This is a genomic window from Photobacterium sp. GB-56 (assembly GCF_003026105.1).
In the GTDB taxonomy this organism is placed as follows: Bacteria; Pseudomonadota; Gammaproteobacteria; order Enterobacterales; family Vibrionaceae; genus Photobacterium.
Genome location: NZ_PYNW01000002.1, coordinates 217,319 through 236,218, shown reverse-complemented (window position 1 = coordinate 236,218; position 18,900 = coordinate 217,319). Strand labels below are relative to the sequence as shown.

General features: G+C 37.9%; 21 protein-coding genes. 14 read left to right on the top strand and 7 right to left on the bottom strand.

Features of this window, described 5'->3' with window-relative positions:
- Nucleotides 1-41: 41 nt before the first annotated feature.
- From C9J42_RS03795 to C9J42_RS03785, 3 genes are all read right to left on the bottom strand, one after another.
- Nucleotides 42-317, bottom strand: a complete 276-nt coding sequence (locus C9J42_RS03795; RefSeq protein WP_107301657.1) for a hypothetical protein — start codon at nucleotides 315-317, stop codon at nucleotides 42-44.
- 101 nt (nucleotides 318-418) lie between these two features.
- Nucleotides 419-1,684 carry a NupC/NupG family nucleoside CNT transporter gene (locus tag C9J42_RS03790; protein WP_107206302.1) on the bottom strand — a complete coding sequence of 422 codons (1,266 nt, stop codon included), beginning with the start codon at nucleotides 1,682-1,684 and terminating at the stop codon, nucleotides 419-421.
- A 310-nt stretch (nucleotides 1,685-1,994) separates the two neighbouring features.
- Nucleotides 1,995-2,909, bottom strand: coding sequence for a LysR family transcriptional regulator (locus C9J42_RS03785; RefSeq protein ID WP_107287108.1), 915 nt, complete (start codon nucleotides 2,907-2,909; stop codon nucleotides 1,995-1,997).
- A 450-nt stretch (nucleotides 2,910-3,359) separates the two neighbouring features.
- Between C9J42_RS03785 and C9J42_RS03780 the strand changes: the two genes are divergently transcribed.
- From C9J42_RS03780 to metR, 9 genes are all read left to right on the top strand, one after another.
- On the top strand, nucleotides 3,360-4,181 hold the full coding sequence (locus C9J42_RS03780) for a phosphate ABC transporter substrate-binding protein (RefSeq protein ID WP_107206300.1): 822 nt from the start codon (nucleotides 3,360-3,362) through the stop codon (nucleotides 4,179-4,181).
- A gap of 86 nt (nucleotides 4,182-4,267) precedes the next feature.
- A complete protein-coding gene (gene pstC / locus C9J42_RS03775) occupies nucleotides 4,268-5,179 on the top strand; it encodes a phosphate ABC transporter permease subunit PstC (protein ID WP_107206299.1) in 912 nt (303 codons plus the stop codon).
- A 5-nt stretch (nucleotides 5,180-5,184) separates the two neighbouring features.
- Nucleotides 5,185-6,072 (top strand): phosphate ABC transporter permease PstA, encoded by an 888-nt coding sequence (gene pstA, locus C9J42_RS03770; RefSeq protein WP_107206298.1) that lies wholly within the window; start codon nucleotides 5,185-5,187, stop codon nucleotides 6,070-6,072.
- 16 nt (nucleotides 6,073-6,088) lie between these two features.
- On the top strand, nucleotides 6,089-6,838 hold the full coding sequence (gene pstB, locus C9J42_RS03765; RefSeq protein ID WP_107206297.1) for a phosphate ABC transporter ATP-binding protein PstB: 750 nt from the start codon (nucleotides 6,089-6,091) through the stop codon (nucleotides 6,836-6,838).
- 177 nt (nucleotides 6,839-7,015) lie between these two features.
- Entirely contained in the window at nucleotides 7,016-7,651 is a 636-nt protein-coding gene (locus C9J42_RS03760) for an alternative oxidase (protein WP_105059943.1), read from the top strand.
- 25 nt (nucleotides 7,652-7,676) lie between these two features.
- A complete protein-coding gene (locus C9J42_RS03755) occupies nucleotides 7,677-8,012 on the top strand; it encodes a DUF1971 domain-containing protein (protein ID WP_045084364.1) in 336 nt (111 codons plus the stop codon).
- A gap of 244 nt (nucleotides 8,013-8,256) precedes the next feature.
- Nucleotides 8,257-9,909, top strand: a complete 1,653-nt coding sequence (locus C9J42_RS03750; protein ID WP_107290539.1) for a mechanosensitive ion channel family protein — start codon at nucleotides 8,257-8,259, stop codon at nucleotides 9,907-9,909.
- Nucleotides 9,910-10,244: 335 nt separating this feature from the next.
- Nucleotides 10,245-10,694: an META domain-containing protein gene (locus tag C9J42_RS03745; RefSeq protein ID WP_107206294.1), complete on the top strand. Its 450-nt coding sequence runs from the start codon at nucleotides 10,245-10,247 to the stop codon at nucleotides 10,692-10,694.
- A 380-nt stretch (nucleotides 10,695-11,074) separates the two neighbouring features.
- Nucleotides 11,075-11,986, top strand: coding sequence for an HTH-type transcriptional regulator MetR (gene metR / locus C9J42_RS03740; RefSeq protein ID WP_107290538.1), 912 nt, complete (start codon nucleotides 11,075-11,077; stop codon nucleotides 11,984-11,986).
- 52 nt (nucleotides 11,987-12,038) lie between these two features.
- Here the strand turns inward: metR and C9J42_RS03735 are convergent, their stop codons facing one another.
- Both C9J42_RS03735 and C9J42_RS03730 read right to left on the bottom strand, forming a co-directional pair.
- Complete coding sequence (locus C9J42_RS03735; protein ID WP_005368511.1) at nucleotides 12,039-12,227, bottom strand: DUF4250 domain-containing protein; 189 nt, start codon at nucleotides 12,225-12,227, stop codon at nucleotides 12,039-12,041.
- A gap of 134 nt (nucleotides 12,228-12,361) precedes the next feature.
- On the bottom strand, nucleotides 12,362-13,030 hold the full coding sequence (locus C9J42_RS03730; RefSeq protein ID WP_107290537.1) for a hypothetical protein: 669 nt from the start codon (nucleotides 13,028-13,030) through the stop codon (nucleotides 12,362-12,364).
- 289 nt (nucleotides 13,031-13,319) lie between these two features.
- Between C9J42_RS03730 and C9J42_RS03725 the strand changes: the two genes are divergently transcribed.
- Nucleotides 13,320-13,676 carry a hypothetical protein gene (locus C9J42_RS03725; protein ID WP_107301656.1) on the top strand — a complete coding sequence of 119 codons (357 nt, stop codon included), beginning with the start codon at nucleotides 13,320-13,322 and terminating at the stop codon, nucleotides 13,674-13,676.
- Between the two features lie 6 nt (nucleotides 13,677-13,682).
- Here the strand turns inward: C9J42_RS03725 and C9J42_RS03720 are convergent, their stop codons facing one another.
- A complete protein-coding gene (locus tag C9J42_RS03720; RefSeq protein ID WP_107206473.1) occupies nucleotides 13,683-13,865 on the bottom strand; it encodes a hypothetical protein in 183 nt (60 codons plus the stop codon).
- A gap of 178 nt (nucleotides 13,866-14,043) precedes the next feature.
- Here C9J42_RS03720 and C9J42_RS03715 point away from each other — a divergent pair, with 178 nt between their 5' ends.
- Nucleotides 14,044-14,460, top strand: coding sequence for a hypothetical protein (locus tag C9J42_RS03715; RefSeq protein ID WP_107206290.1), 417 nt, complete (start codon nucleotides 14,044-14,046; stop codon nucleotides 14,458-14,460).
- Between the two features lie 54 nt (nucleotides 14,461-14,514).
- On the opposite strand, the gene C9J42_RS03710 is transcribed toward C9J42_RS03715, so the two are convergent.
- Entirely contained in the window at nucleotides 14,515-15,723 is a 1,209-nt protein-coding gene (locus C9J42_RS03710) for an MFS transporter (RefSeq protein WP_107290536.1), read from the bottom strand.
- Between the two features lie 158 nt (nucleotides 15,724-15,881).
- Between C9J42_RS03710 and C9J42_RS03705 the strand changes: the two genes are divergently transcribed.
- The 3 genes from C9J42_RS03705 to C9J42_RS03695 all read left to right on the top strand — a co-directional run bounded on the left by C9J42_RS03705 (nucleotide 15,882) and on the right by C9J42_RS03695 (nucleotide 18,896).
- Nucleotides 15,882-16,760: a LysR family transcriptional regulator gene (locus tag C9J42_RS03705; RefSeq protein WP_107287110.1), complete on the top strand. Its 879-nt coding sequence runs from the start codon at nucleotides 15,882-15,884 to the stop codon at nucleotides 16,758-16,760.
- Nucleotides 16,761-17,080: 320 nt separating this feature from the next.
- Nucleotides 17,081-18,448 carry an anaerobic C4-dicarboxylate transporter DcuC gene (gene dcuC, locus C9J42_RS03700; RefSeq protein ID WP_107206287.1) on the top strand — a complete coding sequence of 456 codons (1,368 nt, stop codon included), beginning with the start codon at nucleotides 17,081-17,083 and terminating at the stop codon, nucleotides 18,446-18,448.
- Between the two features lie 109 nt (nucleotides 18,449-18,557).
- Complete coding sequence (locus C9J42_RS03695; protein ID WP_107206286.1) at nucleotides 18,558-18,896, top strand: hypothetical protein; 339 nt, start codon at nucleotides 18,558-18,560, stop codon at nucleotides 18,894-18,896.
- Nucleotides 18,897-18,900: the final 4 nt, after the last annotated feature.

Below are 18,900 nucleotides of genomic sequence, written 5' to 3'. Positions count from 1 at the left end.
TTTATGCATCTTGGCGTTTTTCTTTGAAATAAGGAAAATCATTAATAGCGCTTAATTCGAACCACTTTCATCGTTTCAACTTCAAACCCTGCCACCATCATCACTTCAGGGTAATAGGTTATATTCACCTTACAGCCATTTAAACTTTGATATTTTTTTTTTCGTTTAAATTTAAATGGGACGTCGTAACCTTCAATCATCAACGTATGCAGGATCCACTCACCGTCTTCTCGCTGAGTATGTGAGCGAACTTTCAATCCATCGCTATGAATGAGTTCAGCATGTTTTGCTACAAGCTTATCCACATCAGATTTCATGATATTCGTTTCCTTTTTGTTATTTAATCGCGACTTGAAACACATATACAAAAACAGAGAGCCTCGGCTCTCTGTTTTTGTATTTTATTCTGCTTTCTATACTACAGTGAAAGAGGAATAAATAAACCTGCCAATGTCGCACTCATTAAATTAGCAAGTGTTGCAGCAAAAATAGCTTTCATACCTAAACGTGCAATCTCAGGACGACGTTGTGGGACAATACCACCTAAACCGCCCATTAACATTGCAATAGAGGTTAAGTTAGCAAAACCACACAATGCAAAGGTCACAATCGCTTGGGAGTGCTCACTTAATTTAGCGACAGTTTCTGGCTTCATTAAATCAGCGAATGCAATAAATTCATTAACGGCAATTTTAGTACCGATCAAACTTGCAGCGGTTGTTGCTTCTGACCATGGCACACCAATTAACCATGCAACAGGCGCAAATAGATAGCCAAAGATCATATCAAGGCTTAAATGATGTAAACCATCCCAGTTAAAGCCTAACCACTGACCCAAAGAGGCTAACCAGTTACCAATATGACCTAAGCCGCCATTCACAAGCGCGATTAAACTGATAACCGCCAGTAAACTTGCGCCGACTGCCATAGCTATTTGTAAACCACTTAACGCACCACGAGAAGCGGCATCAACCATATTAACTGGTTCGTCTTCTTCACCATCGTCTTCTTCTTCCATGGTGTGAACACCTTCAGTCTGAGGAACAAGCAACTTTGCCATCATCAAACCTGCAGGAGCAGACATAAAGCTTGCTGCGATAAGGTACTTAAGCTGAACACCTAATCCCGCATATCCCACCATGGTACCACCAGCAACAGATGCTAAACCGCCAACCATTACTGCGAATAATTCTGAACGTGTCATTCGAGCCAAAAATGGTCGAACAACTAAAGGCGCTTCCACTGAACCGACAAAAATATTAGCCGTTGCAGACATTGACTCTGTACGTGTTGTACCCAGTAGCTTTTGTAATATGCCACCAATCGTACTGATCACCCATTTCATAACGCCTAAGTAATACAGTACAGAAATTAGCGCAGAGAAAAACACAATTGAAGGCAAAACGTTAACAGCGAAAATGAAACCTAATTTAAATTGTGCTAATTGACCGAACAGAAATTCCGTACCTTCATGGCCATATTCAAGAATACCGGATACGGCACCAGATATGCTGTTTAAAACTACACGACCAATAGGAATGTATAAAATGAAGCCCGCAAAAATAACTTGAATACAAAATGCACCCAACACGCTACGCCAATTAATTGCACGACGATTTTCTGAAAATGAAAAACCAACGGCAAAAATAACAATAATGCCTAAGATGCCGACCAAATAATGCATGGTCAATCTCCAATGTGTAGTAGTAAACGATTGCGGGGGGATTCTATTGAGAAATAAAAACGTGACAAGGATCAAATTGTTATTACAATTAACAATCGAGAAACAAAAAACACAGGAAACGGCTACTTTTCAAACTAAGCAAACGAAAAGCGTTTGATTGGTTCTTATATGGGATAGTATTGTTCCCATAATTTACAATTAGAAACATTTAAAACAGCGTTTAGCTAACCGTTTGCGTCACGCTGCTGTTTTTTACATCATATGATTGATGAAAATAAAGACTTACCAACATGAAAAGTTTAATGGATCACTATACCTGACATGAGATATTCCCTAACGCGATATGTTCACGAATAAACTCAATAAAAAGATTCACCTTCGAGGGTAAATACTTATGGCGAGGATAAACTGCATACAGTGGCATATGTTGTGTTAACTGCCAATCCGGCATTAACCGAATTAATTTACCTTGGCGGATTTCATCTTTTAATAAATACGTCGCTAAGTACCCTACTCCATTACCAGAAATGGTTGCATCACGTATTGCATCAGCAGAATCCACTCGATAATTGCCCGTTACCTTCACCTGTTGTTCTTCATTACCTAAGCTGAAATTCCAAATATTGTCTTTACGCTCACGACTAAAATACGTAATACAGTTGTGATGTTGTAAATCATCTGGATGATAAGGCACACCATGCTTTGCTAAATAATCAGGGCTAGCGACTAGAACAAAGTCACAATTTGTTAAGTGACGAGCAACAAAACCTTGAGGAGGAGAATCCATAAAACCTATCCATAAGTCTAATTGCTCTGAGATCAAATCAACACGATGATCAAATAAGCTGAGTTCAAGATTAACTAATGGGTTTTGTTCATGAAATTCATTGATGAAAGGCGCCACATGATTTGAAGCAAATGACTGGGCAATACCCACCCGTAATGATCCTTGCTGGCTATCACCAAAAATCAACAGCTCACTCTCAGCTTCATTAATTTCATCGACAACAACTTCGCAATGTTTCGCAAAAATTCGCCCTGATTCTGTTAACGCAAAAGACCGTGTTGTTCGCTGTACGAGTTGTACACCTAGACGTTCTTCTAATTGTTGAACCAGTTTACTCACTTGAGTACGCGAAATTTCCAGTAATTGAGCAGCCTTTGTAAAACTCTTCTGCTTGGTTAGAGCATTAAACACCACCATTTGCTGCGCTTTTTTTAACATTGATAGCCTTTATTAACATAAAAAGTCTGGTTAGGAAGTCATTACAATTTAACTATCCATTACAACCGTTCATTTTACTATAGATAAAGTGTCAAACAACTGTCTGATATAGAGGCTCATATTCATATCGTAAATAAGCTTTCATCTAACAACGATTAAGTTCTACGCATCGTAACATTCAATCTTTGAGCATATAAATAGGTGAAAAATCGCTCACAAGCAGCTGTAACTATATAAATTACCCCATAAAAACAAGATACCAAATAGCGATAAAGCACGCTTACCGCTTTAATAACATTCAATTAACGCCTCAATTAATCCCTATTAAGTATTTGTGACAACATTCATAGAGTGTTCAAAGTTCTGAAACATAAGTGTCACACAACTTTCCTAATCTTTGTCACGTTCATTTATATCTACAGTAATAAGCAACCACGAAGGACTAGGAAAATGAAAACAAAGATTATCGGTGCAATCGCTTTAGCAGGAACAATGGTAGCTAGCACTGCAGCAATTGCAGGTGAAACTATCTCTGTTGTAGGTTCAAGCTCAGTAACACCGCTTATGGAAGTTTTTGGTGAGACTTACGCGAAAGGAAACGATGTAACAGTAGAGGTTCAAGGCCCAGGTTCATCAGCTGGCATTCGTACTGCACACGATGGCTCAGCCGATTTTGGTATGTCTTCTCGTGCACTTAAAGCATCAGAAGAATCGCCTGAAGTACAAGAAGTGGTTATTGCTCGTGACGGTATCGCTGTTGTTGTTAATAACAACAACCCGGTTTCTGACCTAACAAAAGAGCAAGTTGCAAAAATCTATAAAGGTGAAGTAACTAACTGGAAACAAGTTGGCGGCGAAGATAAGCCAATCGTTGTTGCTACACGTGATACAGCATCAGGTACTCGTGGTGCTTTTGAAGACATCATGAAACTAAAGAAAAAAATCAATGGCGTTAAAGTTTCAGCTATTTCACAGAAAGCACAAGTTGCTAGTGGTAATGGTCAGCTGAAAACAACCGTTGCAAACAACCCATTTGCTATTGGTTATATCTCTTTAGGTTCAGTAGATAATACTGTTAAACCGCTAGCGATCGACGGTCACAAACCTTCTGTTGCTGCAATCAAGTCTGGTGACTACACAGTTCAACGTCCATTCCTTGTTGTGTTCAAAGAAGGCCGTCCATCTGCTGAAGCGCTAAAATTCCTATCTTGGATGAAATCAGCAGACGCACAGAAAATTGTTGAAAACAAAGGCTTCATTTCTACACATTAATTAGTATTTTACGCTCAGCTCATTAGGGCTGAGCGTTTTTTGTTTGTCAGTAACCGGTCACTTTTGTACTGGTTCTGGAGTAAGTAATGACCATCGCGAATATTGAAAAAACAGCAAAGAGCACTTCTTCGCTAAAATCAAAAAAACGAATTGATTGGCGAGAAATAGTCTTTAAAAATCTATTTATGCTAAGTGCCGCTATCGGCATTTTATCTCTTATTACCATTGGCTACTTTATTTTCCGCGAAGGTTATGCTGCCTTTGCGCAAGCTGGTGTAGCTGGTATCGTCCTTGGTACTGATTGGTTACCACCAGCGCTATACGGCATTGCACCAATGATCGTTGCATCACTGGTTTCAACGGCTGGTGCTGTTGTGTTAGGTGTACCCATTGGTGTTTTAACTGCTATTTTTATTGCAGAAGTAGCCCCAAAACGTCTAGCCGATTTAATTCGTCCAATGATCGAACTATTAGCTGGTATTCCTTCTGTCGTTTATGGTTTCTTTGGCTTAGTTATTATCGTGCCGCTTATCCAAGAAGTGTTTAATGTCCCTGCCGGTAACACTATTCTGGCGGGTATCATCGTGCTTGCCGTCATGATCTTACCAACAGTTATTACGGTATCTGAAACCTCTATTCGCGCTGTACCTCGTGCGTATAAAGAAGGGTCTTTAGCATTGGGAGCATCATCGATGTTCACCATTTTCAAACTACTGGTTCCGGCAGCTCGCTCAGGCATCATGACTGGCGTCATCTTAGGTGTTGCTCGTGCTCTAGGTGAAACGATGGCAATTATTATGGTGATGGGTAACTCCCCTGCTATGCCTGATGGTCTATTAGAGTCGGCACGTACACTAACGGCAAATATTGCTATCGAAATGTCTTACGCAACCGGTATTCACGCCAGTGCATTGTACGCTACAGGTATTGTCCTTCTGGTTTTCATCATGATGCTAAACGGCGCGCTTTTGTTTTTAAACCGTGAGCGTGCGAGGTAAAAGTTATGTCATTAACAGCAAATACATCGGTATTGGCCAAAGCCAACCCGCAAGCACAAAAACGTAAAGATCAGATCGCTTTATTTTTAATTTGGTTATCAGCAGGTATCACGGTTGGTTTTTTACTTTGGGTGATTTGGTACATTTTAAGTAATGGTCTAGCCCATGTTAATTGGTCCTTTATTACTTCTGGCTATACCACTATTGGCCAAGAGTCAGGAATTTGGCCAATGATCGTCTCAACTATCTATATGGTTATTGCTTCTATCTCAGTTGCAGCACCGTTAGGTATTATGACGGCTATCTACTTAACTGAATACGCAAAAGTAGGCAGTCGTTTAGTTAAAGTCATTCGATTCTGTACAGAATCACTCGCTGGTATTCCATCAATTATTTATGGTTTATTTGGTATGACATTCTTCGTGGTTGTTATGGGTTTTGGCTATTCAATTTTATCGGGTGCATTAACACTCAGTATTTTGATTCTGCCTGTTATTATTCGAACCACAGAAGAAGCACTAATGGCTGTTCCTCAAACCTACCGTGAAGGTTCTTATGGTTTAGGCGCATCTAAAATTTACACCATCTGGCGACTTATTCTTCCTAGTGCAATGCCAGGAATTGTAACAGCTATCATCCTCAGTGTCGGTCGTGTTATTGGCGAATCCGCACCGGTATTTATGACCGCAGGTATGGTTGCACGTATACCTGAAAGTGTTTTTGACTCTGGTCGAACGCTTACCGTGCACCTTTATAAGTTAACCCAAGAACTTTACACCGTTCATGAATGGAATCAGGCATACGGTACTGCCACTGTTCTTATTGTGATTGTTCTTATCATTAACTTAATTACCAAACTAATTGCGAGCCGTTTCAACACTGCGACTTACTAATTTTGAGGAAGATAAAATGAATAAATTTAATATTGAAAACCTAGATCTTTACTACGGTCAGAACCAAGCGCTAAAACAAATTAACTTACCGATTCCTAATCGTCAGGTAACCGCTCTTATTGGTCCATCAGGTTGTGGTAAATCTACCCTACTTCGTTGCCTTAACCGCATGAATGATCTTATTGAAGGCGTAAACATCAAAGGATCATTGACCATGGATAGTGAAGATGTTTATGGCAATATTGATGTCGCTCAGCTACGTATTAAAGTCGGCATGGTATTCCAAAAACCAAATCCATTCCCAATGAGCATTTACGAAAACGTTGCTTATGGTCTACGTGCACAAGGGGTTAAAGATAAAAAGACCCTTGATGAGATTGTCGAACAATCTCTTCGTGGTGCCGCATTATGGGACGAAGTAAAAGATCGTTTGAAATCACACGCATTTGGCCTATCAGGTGGTCAGCAGCAACGTTTATGTATTGCACGTACAATCGCAATGAAACCTGAAGTTATTTTGATGGATGAACCAACATCCGCACTTGATCCTATTGCGACCAAAAAAATTGAAGATTTAATGGAGTCACTGAAGAAAGATTTCACCATTGTTATCGTTACTCACTCAATGCAGCAAGCACGTCGTATCTCTGACCGTACTGCATTTTTCCTTATGGGTGAATTAGTAGAACATGATGAAACGCAAAACCTATTTAATAACCCTCAAGATGAACGCACTCGTGGTTATGTAAATGGTGATTTTGGTTAATTAATAGAAGTTAATTAACGTTCTTCCTCTTCGCATTTTTTAGAATAATAATAGCGATGGTACTTTTTGCCTCTTCCTTGTGAAGAGGCTTTTTTATATATGTTGCGTTTGAAATACTTGTTTTAATAATTTAAACATTTATTATTAATACATGTTTAAGAAAGAGCGAGTAGTCCAATGTCAGATTTTGCTTTAACACACAGAGAAACCACTAAATTTTCTGAGCGCCTAGCGTATAAAATCACACAGCTTCTCAAGTATTCTCTTAATATTTTCTATGGCAAAAAATACGCTAAACGTGCTGTGATTTTAGAAACCATTGCTGCCGTACCAGGTATGGTTGCCGGTATGTTTAACCATTTAAAAGCCCTTCGCCGAATGAAAGATGATGAGGGGTGGATCAAAGAGTTATTAAGTGAAGCAGATAATGAACGTATGCACTTAATGATCTTTTTAGATATCGCTAAACCAAGCTGGGTTGAACGTGGACTCGTCTTATTAGGGCAAGCCGTTTTCATCTGTGTATACAGTATTATTTACCTCACTTCATCAAAGATTGCGCACCGTGTCGTGGGTTACTTTGAAGAGGAAGCTTGTAAAAGCTATACCGAATTTTTAGAAAAAATTGATAGTGGTGAACTTGAAAATGTCGCAGCGCCACAAATTGCAATTAACTACTATGAGTTACATGATGATGCAAAACTGCGAGATGTTGTATTAAGAATCAGAGAAGATGAAGCTAAACATCGCGATCGTAATCATAACTTTGCTGATTGTTATCAAAACAAGGATTTACCAGCTCACCAAGCCTAATCAAAAATAATATTGGAGAGAACTTATGGCATCTATTCCTAATAGCTTTATTAACTACAAATCAACCTCAGTATTTAATCGTGACACTGTGCCGAAAATGTTAGTTCATGAGCACAACACCCGTGAAGGTGTATACGGAAAAATTAGTGTTATATCTGGGACTCTGAAATTTTATGGCTTTACAGAAAGACGAGGAGAAATCGAACAAGAGGTTGTTATTCAGGCAAATGACTCACTCATCAGCCCGCCTCAATACTGGCATAAAGTTGAATTAATGACACCTGATACTCAATTTCAAGTCCATTTCTATGCAGACAAAGACAGTGAGATAGCGCGCCAAAACTTAAATGAACGTTCATAATAAAGTTACAATAAACCACGACAAGTCACTAAATTGTCGTGGTTTTCTATTTTTCATATCAACTTAAACGATTATTTGTACCATCCATTCTTCTTGTTGATTACTTGCAAATTTCTAACTTTCCGCTTTAAAACTAATATATAATCTGCGCCTATTTTCTCTAGCCAGCAAAAATATGCATTAATTGAATTGTATATATGGCTTTTCTTTGATTATGTTTACACCAGTAGGAGTTAACCGCATTATGCGCTTTCTGGTATTAATATTATTACTTGTGTCTTCTCTTAGCTTTGCCGAGAGTAAGACCGATACGTCCAAGCAAACCGTTAATCCTAAAGTAGAGCAACTGCTTCAACTCAATAGTGAAATAGTAACCTTATCTAAGGAGACAACTACATTAACGGGATCTTCTCTCGATGTAGTCCGCTTACAAATACTAAATAAAAATAACGAACTTCGTGATATTCTCGCGAGTATGATTAAAAGCAACGATGTCGATAAAAAGTTGCTGTTAACACAAGTAGATAAACAAGTTGTATTTGTTAGAGAAGCCAATAAATTTCTTGATGAAAAATTAACACGAGATCAGGAAGTTCTCGATAAAGCTAAAGATGCTGACAAACTTGTTGCTTTAAAAACAATAGCTGAAACACGTCAGTTTTCAACTTCAATTCTAAAAGAAGAATGGCAAAATTATCAGTGGCTAGAAAAGCTAGGGAAACCAGCCCCACAAGCTGTAAAAGAATTAACCGACAAAATTGAGCACCGCCTAGCATTTACTTCAACATCTCTAACTTTTGATAGCCAAGCATTAGATGTTGCTAATAAGCAATTAAAATCAGCCAGTGAAAGTGAAAAAAGTACACTTCAACTTTCCCAGATCCTAGCTCAACGTCAAGTTGATAATGATACGACTAACTTAGAAAATCTGATTGAGATTGCAGATACGGTAGGTATTGATACTGCTGAGTACAAAAAACAACTATTCGAACAAACCGGTAACGTTACTGATGATTTGCTAAATAGCAAAGTTATTTGGTCTATCGCATCGGGTTGGACAACAGATCTAAAAGATTGGTTACTAAGCAACCTGCCACAAATGCTATTTAAAGTGTTTATTTTTGTTTTGATCATCTTTGCATTCAAAACATTGAAAAACATTGTAAGAAAAATGGTAAAGCGTGCAGTTTCTACAAAGAACTTAAACATGTCTATCTTGATGCAAGAGTTCTTTATCTCTATGTCAGGGAAAGCCGTTTTTGCTATTGGTTTACTTATTGCTTTATCTCAAATTGGCCTAAACCTAGCCCCTATTCTAACGGGTTTCGGTGTTGCCGGTATTATTGTTGGTTTCGCATTACAAGATACGCTATCAAACTTCGCTGCAGGTATGATGCTACTGATTTACCGTCCATTTGATGTCGGTGATCTGGTTGAAGCTGGTGGTATTACGGGTAAAGTAAGTCATATGAGTCTTGTAAACACCACAATCAAAACATTCAGTAACGAGATGCTAATGATCCCAAATAGTAAAATTTGGGGTGATATCATAAAGAACGTAACGCACGAAAAAGTCCGTCGTGTAGACATGATCTTTGGTATTGGTTACAGCGATGACATTGAAAAAACAGAACGTGTGTTAAATGACATTGTTTCTGAGCATCCGGCAGTACTACGTAGCCCAGAGCCAACAATTAAATTACACACTCTAAACTCTTCATCTGTTGATTTTATCGTGCGCCCTTGGGTGAAAACAGACGATTACTGGGATGTTTACTGGGATATCACACGCGAAGTAAAAATGCGCTTTGACCGTGAAAATATCTCAATCCCATTCCCACAGCAAGATGTGCATCTTCATATGGTTGAAAAAGCAATTGAATCTAAAAAAGCTTAAATAGACCAAATAAGTATGGGCAAGGTATTACCTCATCTCTGTAATACCTGCCCTTTTTAGCGCTAGCTATATTCGTCATTTTATAACCATCACGTTATATCCATGCCTTCTCTCTTAAAACATGATTCATCAGCAATAACACGTTACAATATGAGAGATTTGGAATAATTAAATCTTCAAATAATCTTATACTTAGCATAACGAATTACATTTGGTTACGTAAATAAATGTAAAGTAATACTCTGGTAGAGTAATGTAAGCTATAGTTATTTATATAATGAAACAGTGTACAATAACGCCGACTTAAAAATAGAATTTATTCAGGAATGATTATTATGAAAAAGCGTCTTTTATCAGTTTTGGTACTTCCTTTGATGCTAACCGCTTGTGCAGGTAACAGTGCTATGAACTCAGCACCACATAAAGTCACTGCAAACGAAATCAGCAATGGCAATTGGGAATTAGTTCAAATCGATCACAAAGCTCTTGCATTACAAGCACCTTTCCAAGCCCCTAGTCTAGAACTATCTTCGGATCTTGCCGCTAACGGTAACGCAGGGTGCAACCGTTACTTTGGTCAAGCAGAGCTTAAAGATGGACAACTACGCATTGAAAAAATGGGGATGACAATGATGCTTTGTCCTGACGATGCAATGAAAGTTGAGCAAACATTTTCAAAATCATTATCAGACTGGAACAAAGTTGCTATTTCTGGCGACACGCTGACACTAACAAATGCAAAACACACATTAACGTTCACGAAAAAAGTTGCTGATACTAAATAAGCATTTACTTTAGAAAAACAGACAGGCAGCCTTGAAGCTGCCTTTTTTATTTCTCTCTTTTACTTATTTATCCTACTGTTTTAATAAACTATTGACGTAGTAATTTCTGTACTAACCATATTTTCAAGTGCTGCTTCCGTTTCAAGCTAGTTATGTGTTTTCAAACCACAATCAGAGTTGCAAAATTTTTGATTTGCTTTCTGTTGTCTACACGTTGACATCCAAATATTCACTTTGATTATGAATATTTCTCATGTTGATAGTATGGCGATATAAACTCATCCACGCTAATATGGACGTGTAGCCATCTAGATGTTTGGGTTATAGTAAAAAACGATAAGTTGATAAAAGAACACGCTTTCACAAGGACGTAGACAAGCATGATTGAATTAAAACATCTTAGAACATTATCAGTATTACGAGATACTGGCTCATTAACCGCGACAGCTAATACATTGTGTTTGACCCAATCAGCTCTTTCTCATCAATTAAAAGATCTGGAACAACGTCTTGGTGGTCAGCTATTTTTACGAAAAACTCGACCTGTAAAATTTACTGCAGAAGGTGATATTTTATTAAACCTTGCAGATACAATTATTCCGCAAATCACTCATGCAGAACATGAACTTGCTAACATAAAACAAGATGCTAATGGTCGCTTACATATGGCGATTGAATGCCATTCCTGTTTTCAATGGCTAATGCCTGCATTGAAGGAATATCAGGGACAGTGGCCAGCTGTAACACTAGACTTCTCTTCAGGCTTTGGCTTCGAACCATTACCTGCTCTTGCTTGCGGTGAGCTCGATTTAGTGATCACGTCTGATATTCAGCCACGTAGCGAGATCCATTATGAACCTTTATTTGATTTTGAAATGCGATTAATCGTTAGTGTTAATTCCCCTTTAGCAGAAAAGCCTTTTATCACACCGCAAGATATTGCCGATCACACCATGCTGAGTTATCCCGTACAAAAAAATCGTTTAGATGTCGTCAAACATTTCCTACAACCTGCTGGCATAGAGCCGAAAGCTTGGAAACAGGCGGATAATACTTTGATGCTTGTGCAAATGGTGTCGGCTGGATTAGGCGTTGCCGTACTACCTAATTGGGCTATTCATGATTTTGCGCAACAGGGGTTAGTCGTAAGTAAGCCGTTAGAGCAAGGTTTATGGCGACGTTTATTTGCTGCGATTAGAGCATCAGAACAGCAACGTCACTATCTACAAGCTTTTTTCGCAACGGCAAGGCAACAATGCCAACTCCATTTAGAAGGTATTAAGTCGGCATAATTCATACAAAATAAAAGCCTCACTTAATGAGGCTAATTTATGGATTAATGTATTATCGGAATTGATTGGTTATTGGATCATACTGATAGCCTAGCTGTGCCAACTTATCTGTCAATTCGCCTTCATCTAGTTCATAACGACTTAATAATTCAGACATGCTACTGCACTCTAAACGTAAGCGTTCATTCACTATCCCAATGACAATATTGCCATCCATACTCAGTAGATTATTAATTTCCATACACCTTCCAGCTCCCTACATAATGGCTTAATTAAAAAGTGTTCATGTTACTCATTAAGCATAGACGTAGATAACCAATACAAAAAAGCCGCTATAAAAGCGGCTCTATTTCATTGTTTTTAATATCGATAGTTTTAAAACAAAACTAACTGTAAGCCCGCAGAAAACATCAACACTACAAGCGCAATCACTAACTGCCAATTATTCACTTTTTTATTTAATAAGATGTGGCCTGACCAAATCACCAAGCCAATCACCATTAATGCTAACGCCGTAATAATTTCTATCATATGGTGGCTTGTTGTTGCCTGACCGAGAGTCATGATCTGCCAGATCATAAATAAAATCGTTAATATTGCACTAATAAAACCGACAAACGGTAATATGCGGTGAAATGCCTGTAAACGCGTACGCGCAAAAGTCAGTAAAACATGGGCTAATACACTACCATATAATGCGATAGCAACTAGGCTAATCGCAATTTCAGGCATATTTAAGGTGGGTAATAACACAAGCCAACAAATAAAGGCTAATACATCACTACCATATAAAACTTTAATAGGCCCAGCATCACGTGTTTTCCCTGTTTTCACTTTCATCGTAAAGAACGCTAATGACAGTAAAGGTAACACGGCTAAAGGCTGTGCTATAGCGGCGAGTAACCAACCAACAAGCAATACTGGTAACATTTTATGAACACGACCACGTTGACCTGGGCAAATTTCGCCCTTCATCAAAACAATGGTAAGGATAAGTTGCGCACCAAGTAGCGCGGGCACAAGAAAGGTTAAGTAGCCTGCCATAATAAACGTCATTGAGTAGATAAAAAGTACAGCGATTATACCGAGTTATTCTGTGATGTGAATATATGGCTAGATTTTCTAAATTGAGGCTACATTTTAAAATAAACCAATAATGTCATTTATTCTATTTGAGACGCATTTTGCATATTTTATTAAAAACTTCTTAACTATAAGAATTTTTAATAATTAAGCCATCTTTCATAGTGAAAGCGATAAAATTAAAAAGAAGTTTAGCTATTTAGTCTTTAACTTCTAATCATCATAATTATTCAAACTGCAGGAGGTTTATATGAGAAAATCACAACTTATCCCACTGTTATTGCTACTTAGCAGTTCACCCGTATTTTCCGCTATTTATTCTTGTGCTGACATACCATCAGGAAGAAATACCTTAGAAACCAATAACTCAGAAATTAATGCCTTTTATGTCATTAATTGTTCTGATCAAACCTTAACCTATAGTTACCAATATAACCCAGCTTCTTTTAATTCAGAACAGTTGCATGGTTTAGCGAAAGAAATGATAAAAAATATGCACTCAGATAAAGCGATTTTAAATAAACAATATCCTTTTGTTAATTTTCTCAGTTTTAAAATATATCATGGTTCAACATTATTAGATTCAGTCATTGAGAAAATAAAATGATCGTTTTTAATCTAACTCCATAAGCGCATCAAAAGCAGCATCATCATCAATCAATATATCAAGATTATATTCTGTTGCTGCGGCTCTAACTCGGCGATCAGGATCTGTCGATAAAATGTGAATAAATCGTCCTTGCTTAGCCAGTAGCAAGCGCTGCTTTACGGTTAGATCTTTTATTTTATTTTCCATTTTTAATGCACCATCCATATACACCAAGTTTTATATAAGATACCTTAAATCACGTCTAAAATATATATAAAACTTTAAATATCAGTATCACTGACTATGAATGGATTTATCATCATTCTAATAGCCTGATATACTAATAAAATAAGGTCTATCTCTCTTTACTTTACTGGACAAGGCTATGAAATTCTTTTCCCGCTTATCACTCACTATTTGTATTTTATGTATCAGCTTATTTTCATCTCTTGCTTTGGCTGCAAATAAAACACAGGACGTACATTTTCAAAAAGGTGCAACTAGCGCTGAATATCCTGCAAAAATAAAAGGTTACGATTTTAACGATTATGTTTTTTATGCAAAAAAAGGGCAGGCACTAACGGCAAAACTTCTGACAAAAAGTACGAAGTTGTGGATTAACCTATCTAATAAGCACTTAGAATCAGGCGTTGATCTCAGTGAATACTCTGAAGCACTCAATAAACAAGGCGCTTATATTCTGCCATACAGCGGTAAATACACCATTCGAGTTGGTCAATATCGTGCTTTTGCTCGTCGTGGTGAGCACAGTGATTTCACATTATTGATTGAAATAAAATAGTTAAAGTACGTTATAGATCCTGTCTATAACGTACTATCAATATCCACTAGATCATTATCCAAGTTGTTCTATTATTTGCGCTTTACTTTTTCCGGCTTCTCGGGCTAATAATCCACATAAAATAAACATTGCACTATAAAGTACCGTTCCACCAGCAACGACACTTTCCCATCGGCCATGCTGCCAACAGTAAATTAATAAGAAGCCCCCTACACTACCGCCCACATAGTAATGCACTAAATACATCGCTGTTGCTGTAGCTTTAGCAACTTGTGCGTGTTTACTGACCCATGCATAAGCAAGTGAATGAGTAAAGAAAGCGCCAGAACTAATCAGTAACAAGCTAATGATGATCATTGGACGTGATTCAATTAGACCTAACCACATTCCTAGAAAACTAATCACTCCACCTAATAATATGCCACTCACAGGACTAAATCTGTTAGCCCATTTACCGCTGAATCTTGATGTAAATGTGCCACTTAAATAGCAAAGGAAGATTAAAGCAGCCCAGCTCAATGGTAAATTAAACGGTGCCGCGACCAATCTAAAACCAGATACCGAATAAAGGTTAACAAATAGCGCAAAGTTAATACCGCCAATCAACATAGCGATCCATAATATAGGTTGCTTTATATGCTGTACCAAATGCTTGCCATGAACGCGAAAGCCTTGGCGATTAGGCTTAAAGTGTTGCTGTTTAGGTAATAACTTGATTACAATGATTGCACCAACCAAACTAAAACCAGCCAATCCTAATACGGCGAGATGCCAGCTATAGTGCTCACTGACAATACCGCCATATAATCGCCCAACGATCCCCCCTAGTGAATTCGCACTAATATAGCTTCCCACCGCAACCATAAGTGCTTTAGGTGTAAATTCTTCAGCCATATAAGCAACAGCAACAGCAATAAAGCCAGCAACAGAAATCCCCATTACAGCTCTTAAAATGGTAAGAGTGATTAAACTATTGCTAAAAGCCATTATGCATCCAACGACGGGTAATAATGACAAACTCACTAACATAATCACACGCCGTCCGACAATTTCAGAAGCAATCGCCCAAGGGATCAAGCACACGGCTAACATTAATGTCGTTGCCGCTAGTATCCAATTAATAGCTGTCGCACTCACACCAAATTCTTGTGCCATAAGTGGCAGCATAGGCTGAAATAAATAAAGGTTACAAAACACAATAAAAGAACCTAATGCCAATGCAAAACAAGCTTTTTTATAATGAGACGAATGGAGTTCAATCATATATTCACCAGAAAATAATGCTCAATACATTACCCATATCATTGAGATAAGCATTAACGTGGGAAGAATTATCTATCAAAGAGTAGTTACGGTATCAATTGCCATGCAATAATGAAAATATATAATATATATAATCATAATAACTTTGGTTTATAGCTATGGATTCTCGACAACTTACCTATTTTGTCGCACTAGCAGAAACAAATAATTTTACGCGAGCAGCTGAAAAGTTACACATTGCTCAACCCGCGCTCAGCATGACAATCAAAAAACTAGAGCAACAACTGGGCTTGTGCTTATTTTCACGTAATGAACGCAAAGTAGAATTAACCGATGAAGGAAAAGTATTACTTCTTCACGCCAAAGCGATTATTCAGAAAATTAATGATGCACAAACCGCAATGGCTGAATTACGAGGATTAGAAAAAGGAGAAGTGCGTGTCGGTATTCCAAGCATGTTAGGCTCATATTTCTTTCCAGAAATCATTATGGGCTTTAAGAGTCAATATCCACATTTAAAACTGAGTATTGTAGAGGCTGGCACTCAATCAATCAGAAAGATGATCATTGATGGTGAGTTAGATTTTGGTGTGATCATTAATCATGAACTGCCTGATTCATTGCATCCAGAGCCGCTATTGAAATCACAAATGGTTGCTGTTGTTTCAGAGAATCATGAATTCTCAAAATATAAATCCCTTTCTTTTTCTGATTTTTTCAACCAAGAGCTAGTCATGTTTAAACATGGCTATTTTCATCGAGAAACAATCGATAGCATCTGTGAGAAATACCATTTCACACCTAACATTTCATTTGAAACTAACTTACTGGCGATGATTTTTAAAATCGTGAGACAAGATTTCGCCATCACTACATTACTAGAGATGGTGACAGAGTATGAACCAAAGCTTGTCCCAATTCCTTTTGAACAACCGATCTTACTTGATATCGTGATGGCATGGCGTAAAACAGGATATTTATCATTAGCTGATCAAGCATTTATTGATTATGTAAAGCAGCACTGCAGCCAACAATAATTGCATTCTATAAATATCATTCAACACTGCAATAGTTAAGTCGCTTTATCTTATTAATCGAGTTGATATTAAATCTTATTATCTCTTAATAGAAAACAATATGAATATTGTTATTTAACAGTTAGATAGTAACAACATTCAATTAATCACTATATTATTTATCATAAAATTAACAATCAACAGTAAATACTGTTTTAGATCATAACTTATCTGATTAAATCTCGTTAATAATTTTATTTTTAGTTACATTACTAGCAGAAAATACCACCACATAGTAATAACTTTTTACAATTAGATTTAAAATGAAATAAGGAGTCTTCATGACGGAGCTATTAATAGGCTTGGTGATCACCATCGCCGTTGGCTATTACATTGTTAAAGGATATAAAGCTGCAGGAGTATTACTCACCGCGGGAGTTTCGTTATTAATTATTGCAGGCTTATTAGGTCATTCTGTTTTACCTGCAAAAGTTGCATCAACAGGTAATTTATTCACCGATTCTCTTGAGTATGTAAAATACATGCTGCAGTACCGTGGTGGCGGCTTAGGTCTACAAATCATGTTGTTATGCGGTTTCGCATCATACATGACCCACATTGGTGCTAATAATGTCGTGGTAAAACAATTTTCAAAACCTTTGTCATTAATTAAATCGCCTTACGTACTATTAGTTGCTGCTTATATTGTTGCTTGTTTAATGTCTCTTGCCGTGAGCTCTGCAACTGGTCTTGGTGTGCTATTAATGGCGACACTATTCCCAATGATGACTGCTATGGGTATTTCTCGCCCAGCGGCAGCGGCAGTCTGTGCCTCCCCTGCTGCGATCATCCTATCGCCAACGTCAGGTGATGTGGTGGTTGCTGCGGAAAAAGCAGGTTTACCATTACACGTGTTTGCCGTTGAAACCGTATTACCAGTTTCTATCAGTGCCATTATTGTAATGGCGGTCGCTGCTTTCTTCTGGAACAAATATCTTGATAAGAAAAACAACACACCAATGGAGCGTGTTGATATTTCTGAAATGGAAGTGACAGCGCCTGGGTATTACTCAATTTTACCTTTCATGCCAATCATTGGGGTATTCCTATTTAATGGTGAAACTATCCCTGGCCTAAAAATCGATATTTACACCATTGTTGTGTTATCTATTACCATTGGTGCGATTGTCGATTTTCTGACTAATCGCTTAAACGGCAAAGTTACACTTGAAAATCTAGAATCTTGCTACGCAGGTATGGGTGATGCATTCAAAGGCGTAGTGATGCTATTGGTCGCAGCTGGTGTGTTTGCGCAAGGCTTAATGTCTGTTGGTGCCATTGATAACCTACTCGCATTGGCTGATAAAGCGGGTGCCGGTGGCGTCGCGCTAATGCTATTACTAACAGCACTAACGGTTGCCGCTGCTATTGCAACAGGCTCAGGTAATGCGCCTTTCTATGCCTTTGTTGAACTTGCACCTCAACTTGCGGGTAAGTTAGGTTTAAACCCTGCATTCCTTATCATCCCTATGCTTCAAGCATCAAACTTAGGTCGTACTATCTCACCGGTATCAGGTGTTATTGTTGCAACCTCTGGTATGGCGAAAATCAGCCCATTCGATGTGGTTAAACGTACTGTTGTACCTGTGGTGTGTGGCTTAATTACCGTCATTTTAGGTACTGTCGTGCTTGTACCTATGTACGCTTAATCGAAATTAATATGATAAATACTCAAGCCTGTAGAGCGCTCTACAGGCTTTTTTTATTGCTTCTAAAACGGCAGAATAACCACTCAACCATCGATTAAAGTTAACTACAGTGGATAAACAACAAGCTATTTATCAAATTATGAGTTTTGGCCCTGAACGTGACAATGCCTTTTCTGTCTACCTTAATGCAGAGTCATCGGCTCAAGACACACCATTTATTGTTACTAAATCTTTGCTCATTCAAGTACTGAATAAATACTTAACGCAAGAGATTGATGATGACGATCTTGAACAATGGGCGAATTTGATCAATTTTCGTGACGATATTGATGGCGATGCGATTGAAGATTGGCTCTTTGCGTTAGGCAATCAAGAAATGATGGGAAATCACGGAAATAAAAAAGCGAACATTGAACGTATGCTCGCTTTACTCAATTATCAAGAATAATTTA

Bases quoted from the DNA above. Each gene is read 5' to 3' on its own strand.
- C9J42_RS03735 (WP_005368511.1), bottom strand. From the start codon at position 12,227: ATGGAAATTAATAATCTACTGAGTATGGATGGCAATATTGTCATTGGG.
- C9J42_RS03795 (WP_107301657.1), bottom strand. From the start codon at position 317: ATGAAATCTGATGTGGATAAGCTTGTAGCAAAACATGCTGAACTCATT.
- metR (WP_107290538.1), top strand. From the start codon at position 11,075: ATGATTGAATTAAAACATCTTAGAACATTATCAGTATTACGAGATACT.
- C9J42_RS03790 (WP_107206302.1), bottom strand. From the start codon at position 1,684: ATGCATTATTTGGTCGGCATCTTAGGCATTATTGTTATTTTTGCCGTT.
- C9J42_RS03785 (WP_107287108.1), bottom strand. From the start codon at position 2,909: ATGTTAAAAAAAGCGCAGCAAATGGTGGTGTTTAATGCTCTAACCAAG.
- dcuC (WP_107206287.1), top strand. From the start codon at position 17,081: ATGACGGAGCTATTAATAGGCTTGGTGATCACCATCGCCGTTGGCTAT.
- C9J42_RS03710 (WP_107290536.1), bottom strand. From the start codon at position 15,723: ATGATTGAACTCCATTCGTCTCATTATAAAAAAGCTTGTTTTGCATTG.
- pstC (WP_107206299.1), top strand. From the start codon at position 4,268: ATGACCATCGCGAATATTGAAAAAACAGCAAAGAGCACTTCTTCGCTA.
- C9J42_RS03720 (WP_107206473.1), bottom strand. From the start codon at position 13,865: ATGGAAAATAAAATAAAAGATCTAACCGTAAAGCAGCGCTTGCTACTG.
- C9J42_RS03725 (WP_107301656.1), top strand. From the start codon at position 13,320: ATGAGAAAATCACAACTTATCCCACTGTTATTGCTACTTAGCAGTTCA.
- C9J42_RS03715 (WP_107206290.1), top strand. From the start codon at position 14,044: ATGAAATTCTTTTCCCGCTTATCACTCACTATTTGTATTTTATGTATC.
- C9J42_RS03750 (WP_107290539.1), top strand. From the start codon at position 8,257: ATGCGCTTTCTGGTATTAATATTATTACTTGTGTCTTCTCTTAGCTTT.
- C9J42_RS03745 (WP_107206294.1), top strand. From the start codon at position 10,245: ATGAAAAAGCGTCTTTTATCAGTTTTGGTACTTCCTTTGATGCTAACC.
- C9J42_RS03760 (WP_105059943.1), top strand. From the start codon at position 7,016: ATGTCAGATTTTGCTTTAACACACAGAGAAACCACTAAATTTTCTGAG.
- C9J42_RS03755 (WP_045084364.1), top strand. From the start codon at position 7,677: ATGGCATCTATTCCTAATAGCTTTATTAACTACAAATCAACCTCAGTA.
- C9J42_RS03730 (WP_107290537.1), bottom strand. From the start codon at position 13,030: ATGGCAGGCTACTTAACCTTTCTTGTGCCCGCGCTACTTGGTGCGCAA.
- pstA (WP_107206298.1), top strand. From the start codon at position 5,185: ATGTCATTAACAGCAAATACATCGGTATTGGCCAAAGCCAACCCGCAA.
- pstB (WP_107206297.1), top strand. From the start codon at position 6,089: ATGAATAAATTTAATATTGAAAACCTAGATCTTTACTACGGTCAGAAC.
- C9J42_RS03780 (WP_107206300.1), top strand. From the start codon at position 3,360: ATGAAAACAAAGATTATCGGTGCAATCGCTTTAGCAGGAACAATGGTA.
- C9J42_RS03705 (WP_107287110.1), top strand. From the start codon at position 15,882: ATGGATTCTCGACAACTTACCTATTTTGTCGCACTAGCAGAAACAAAT.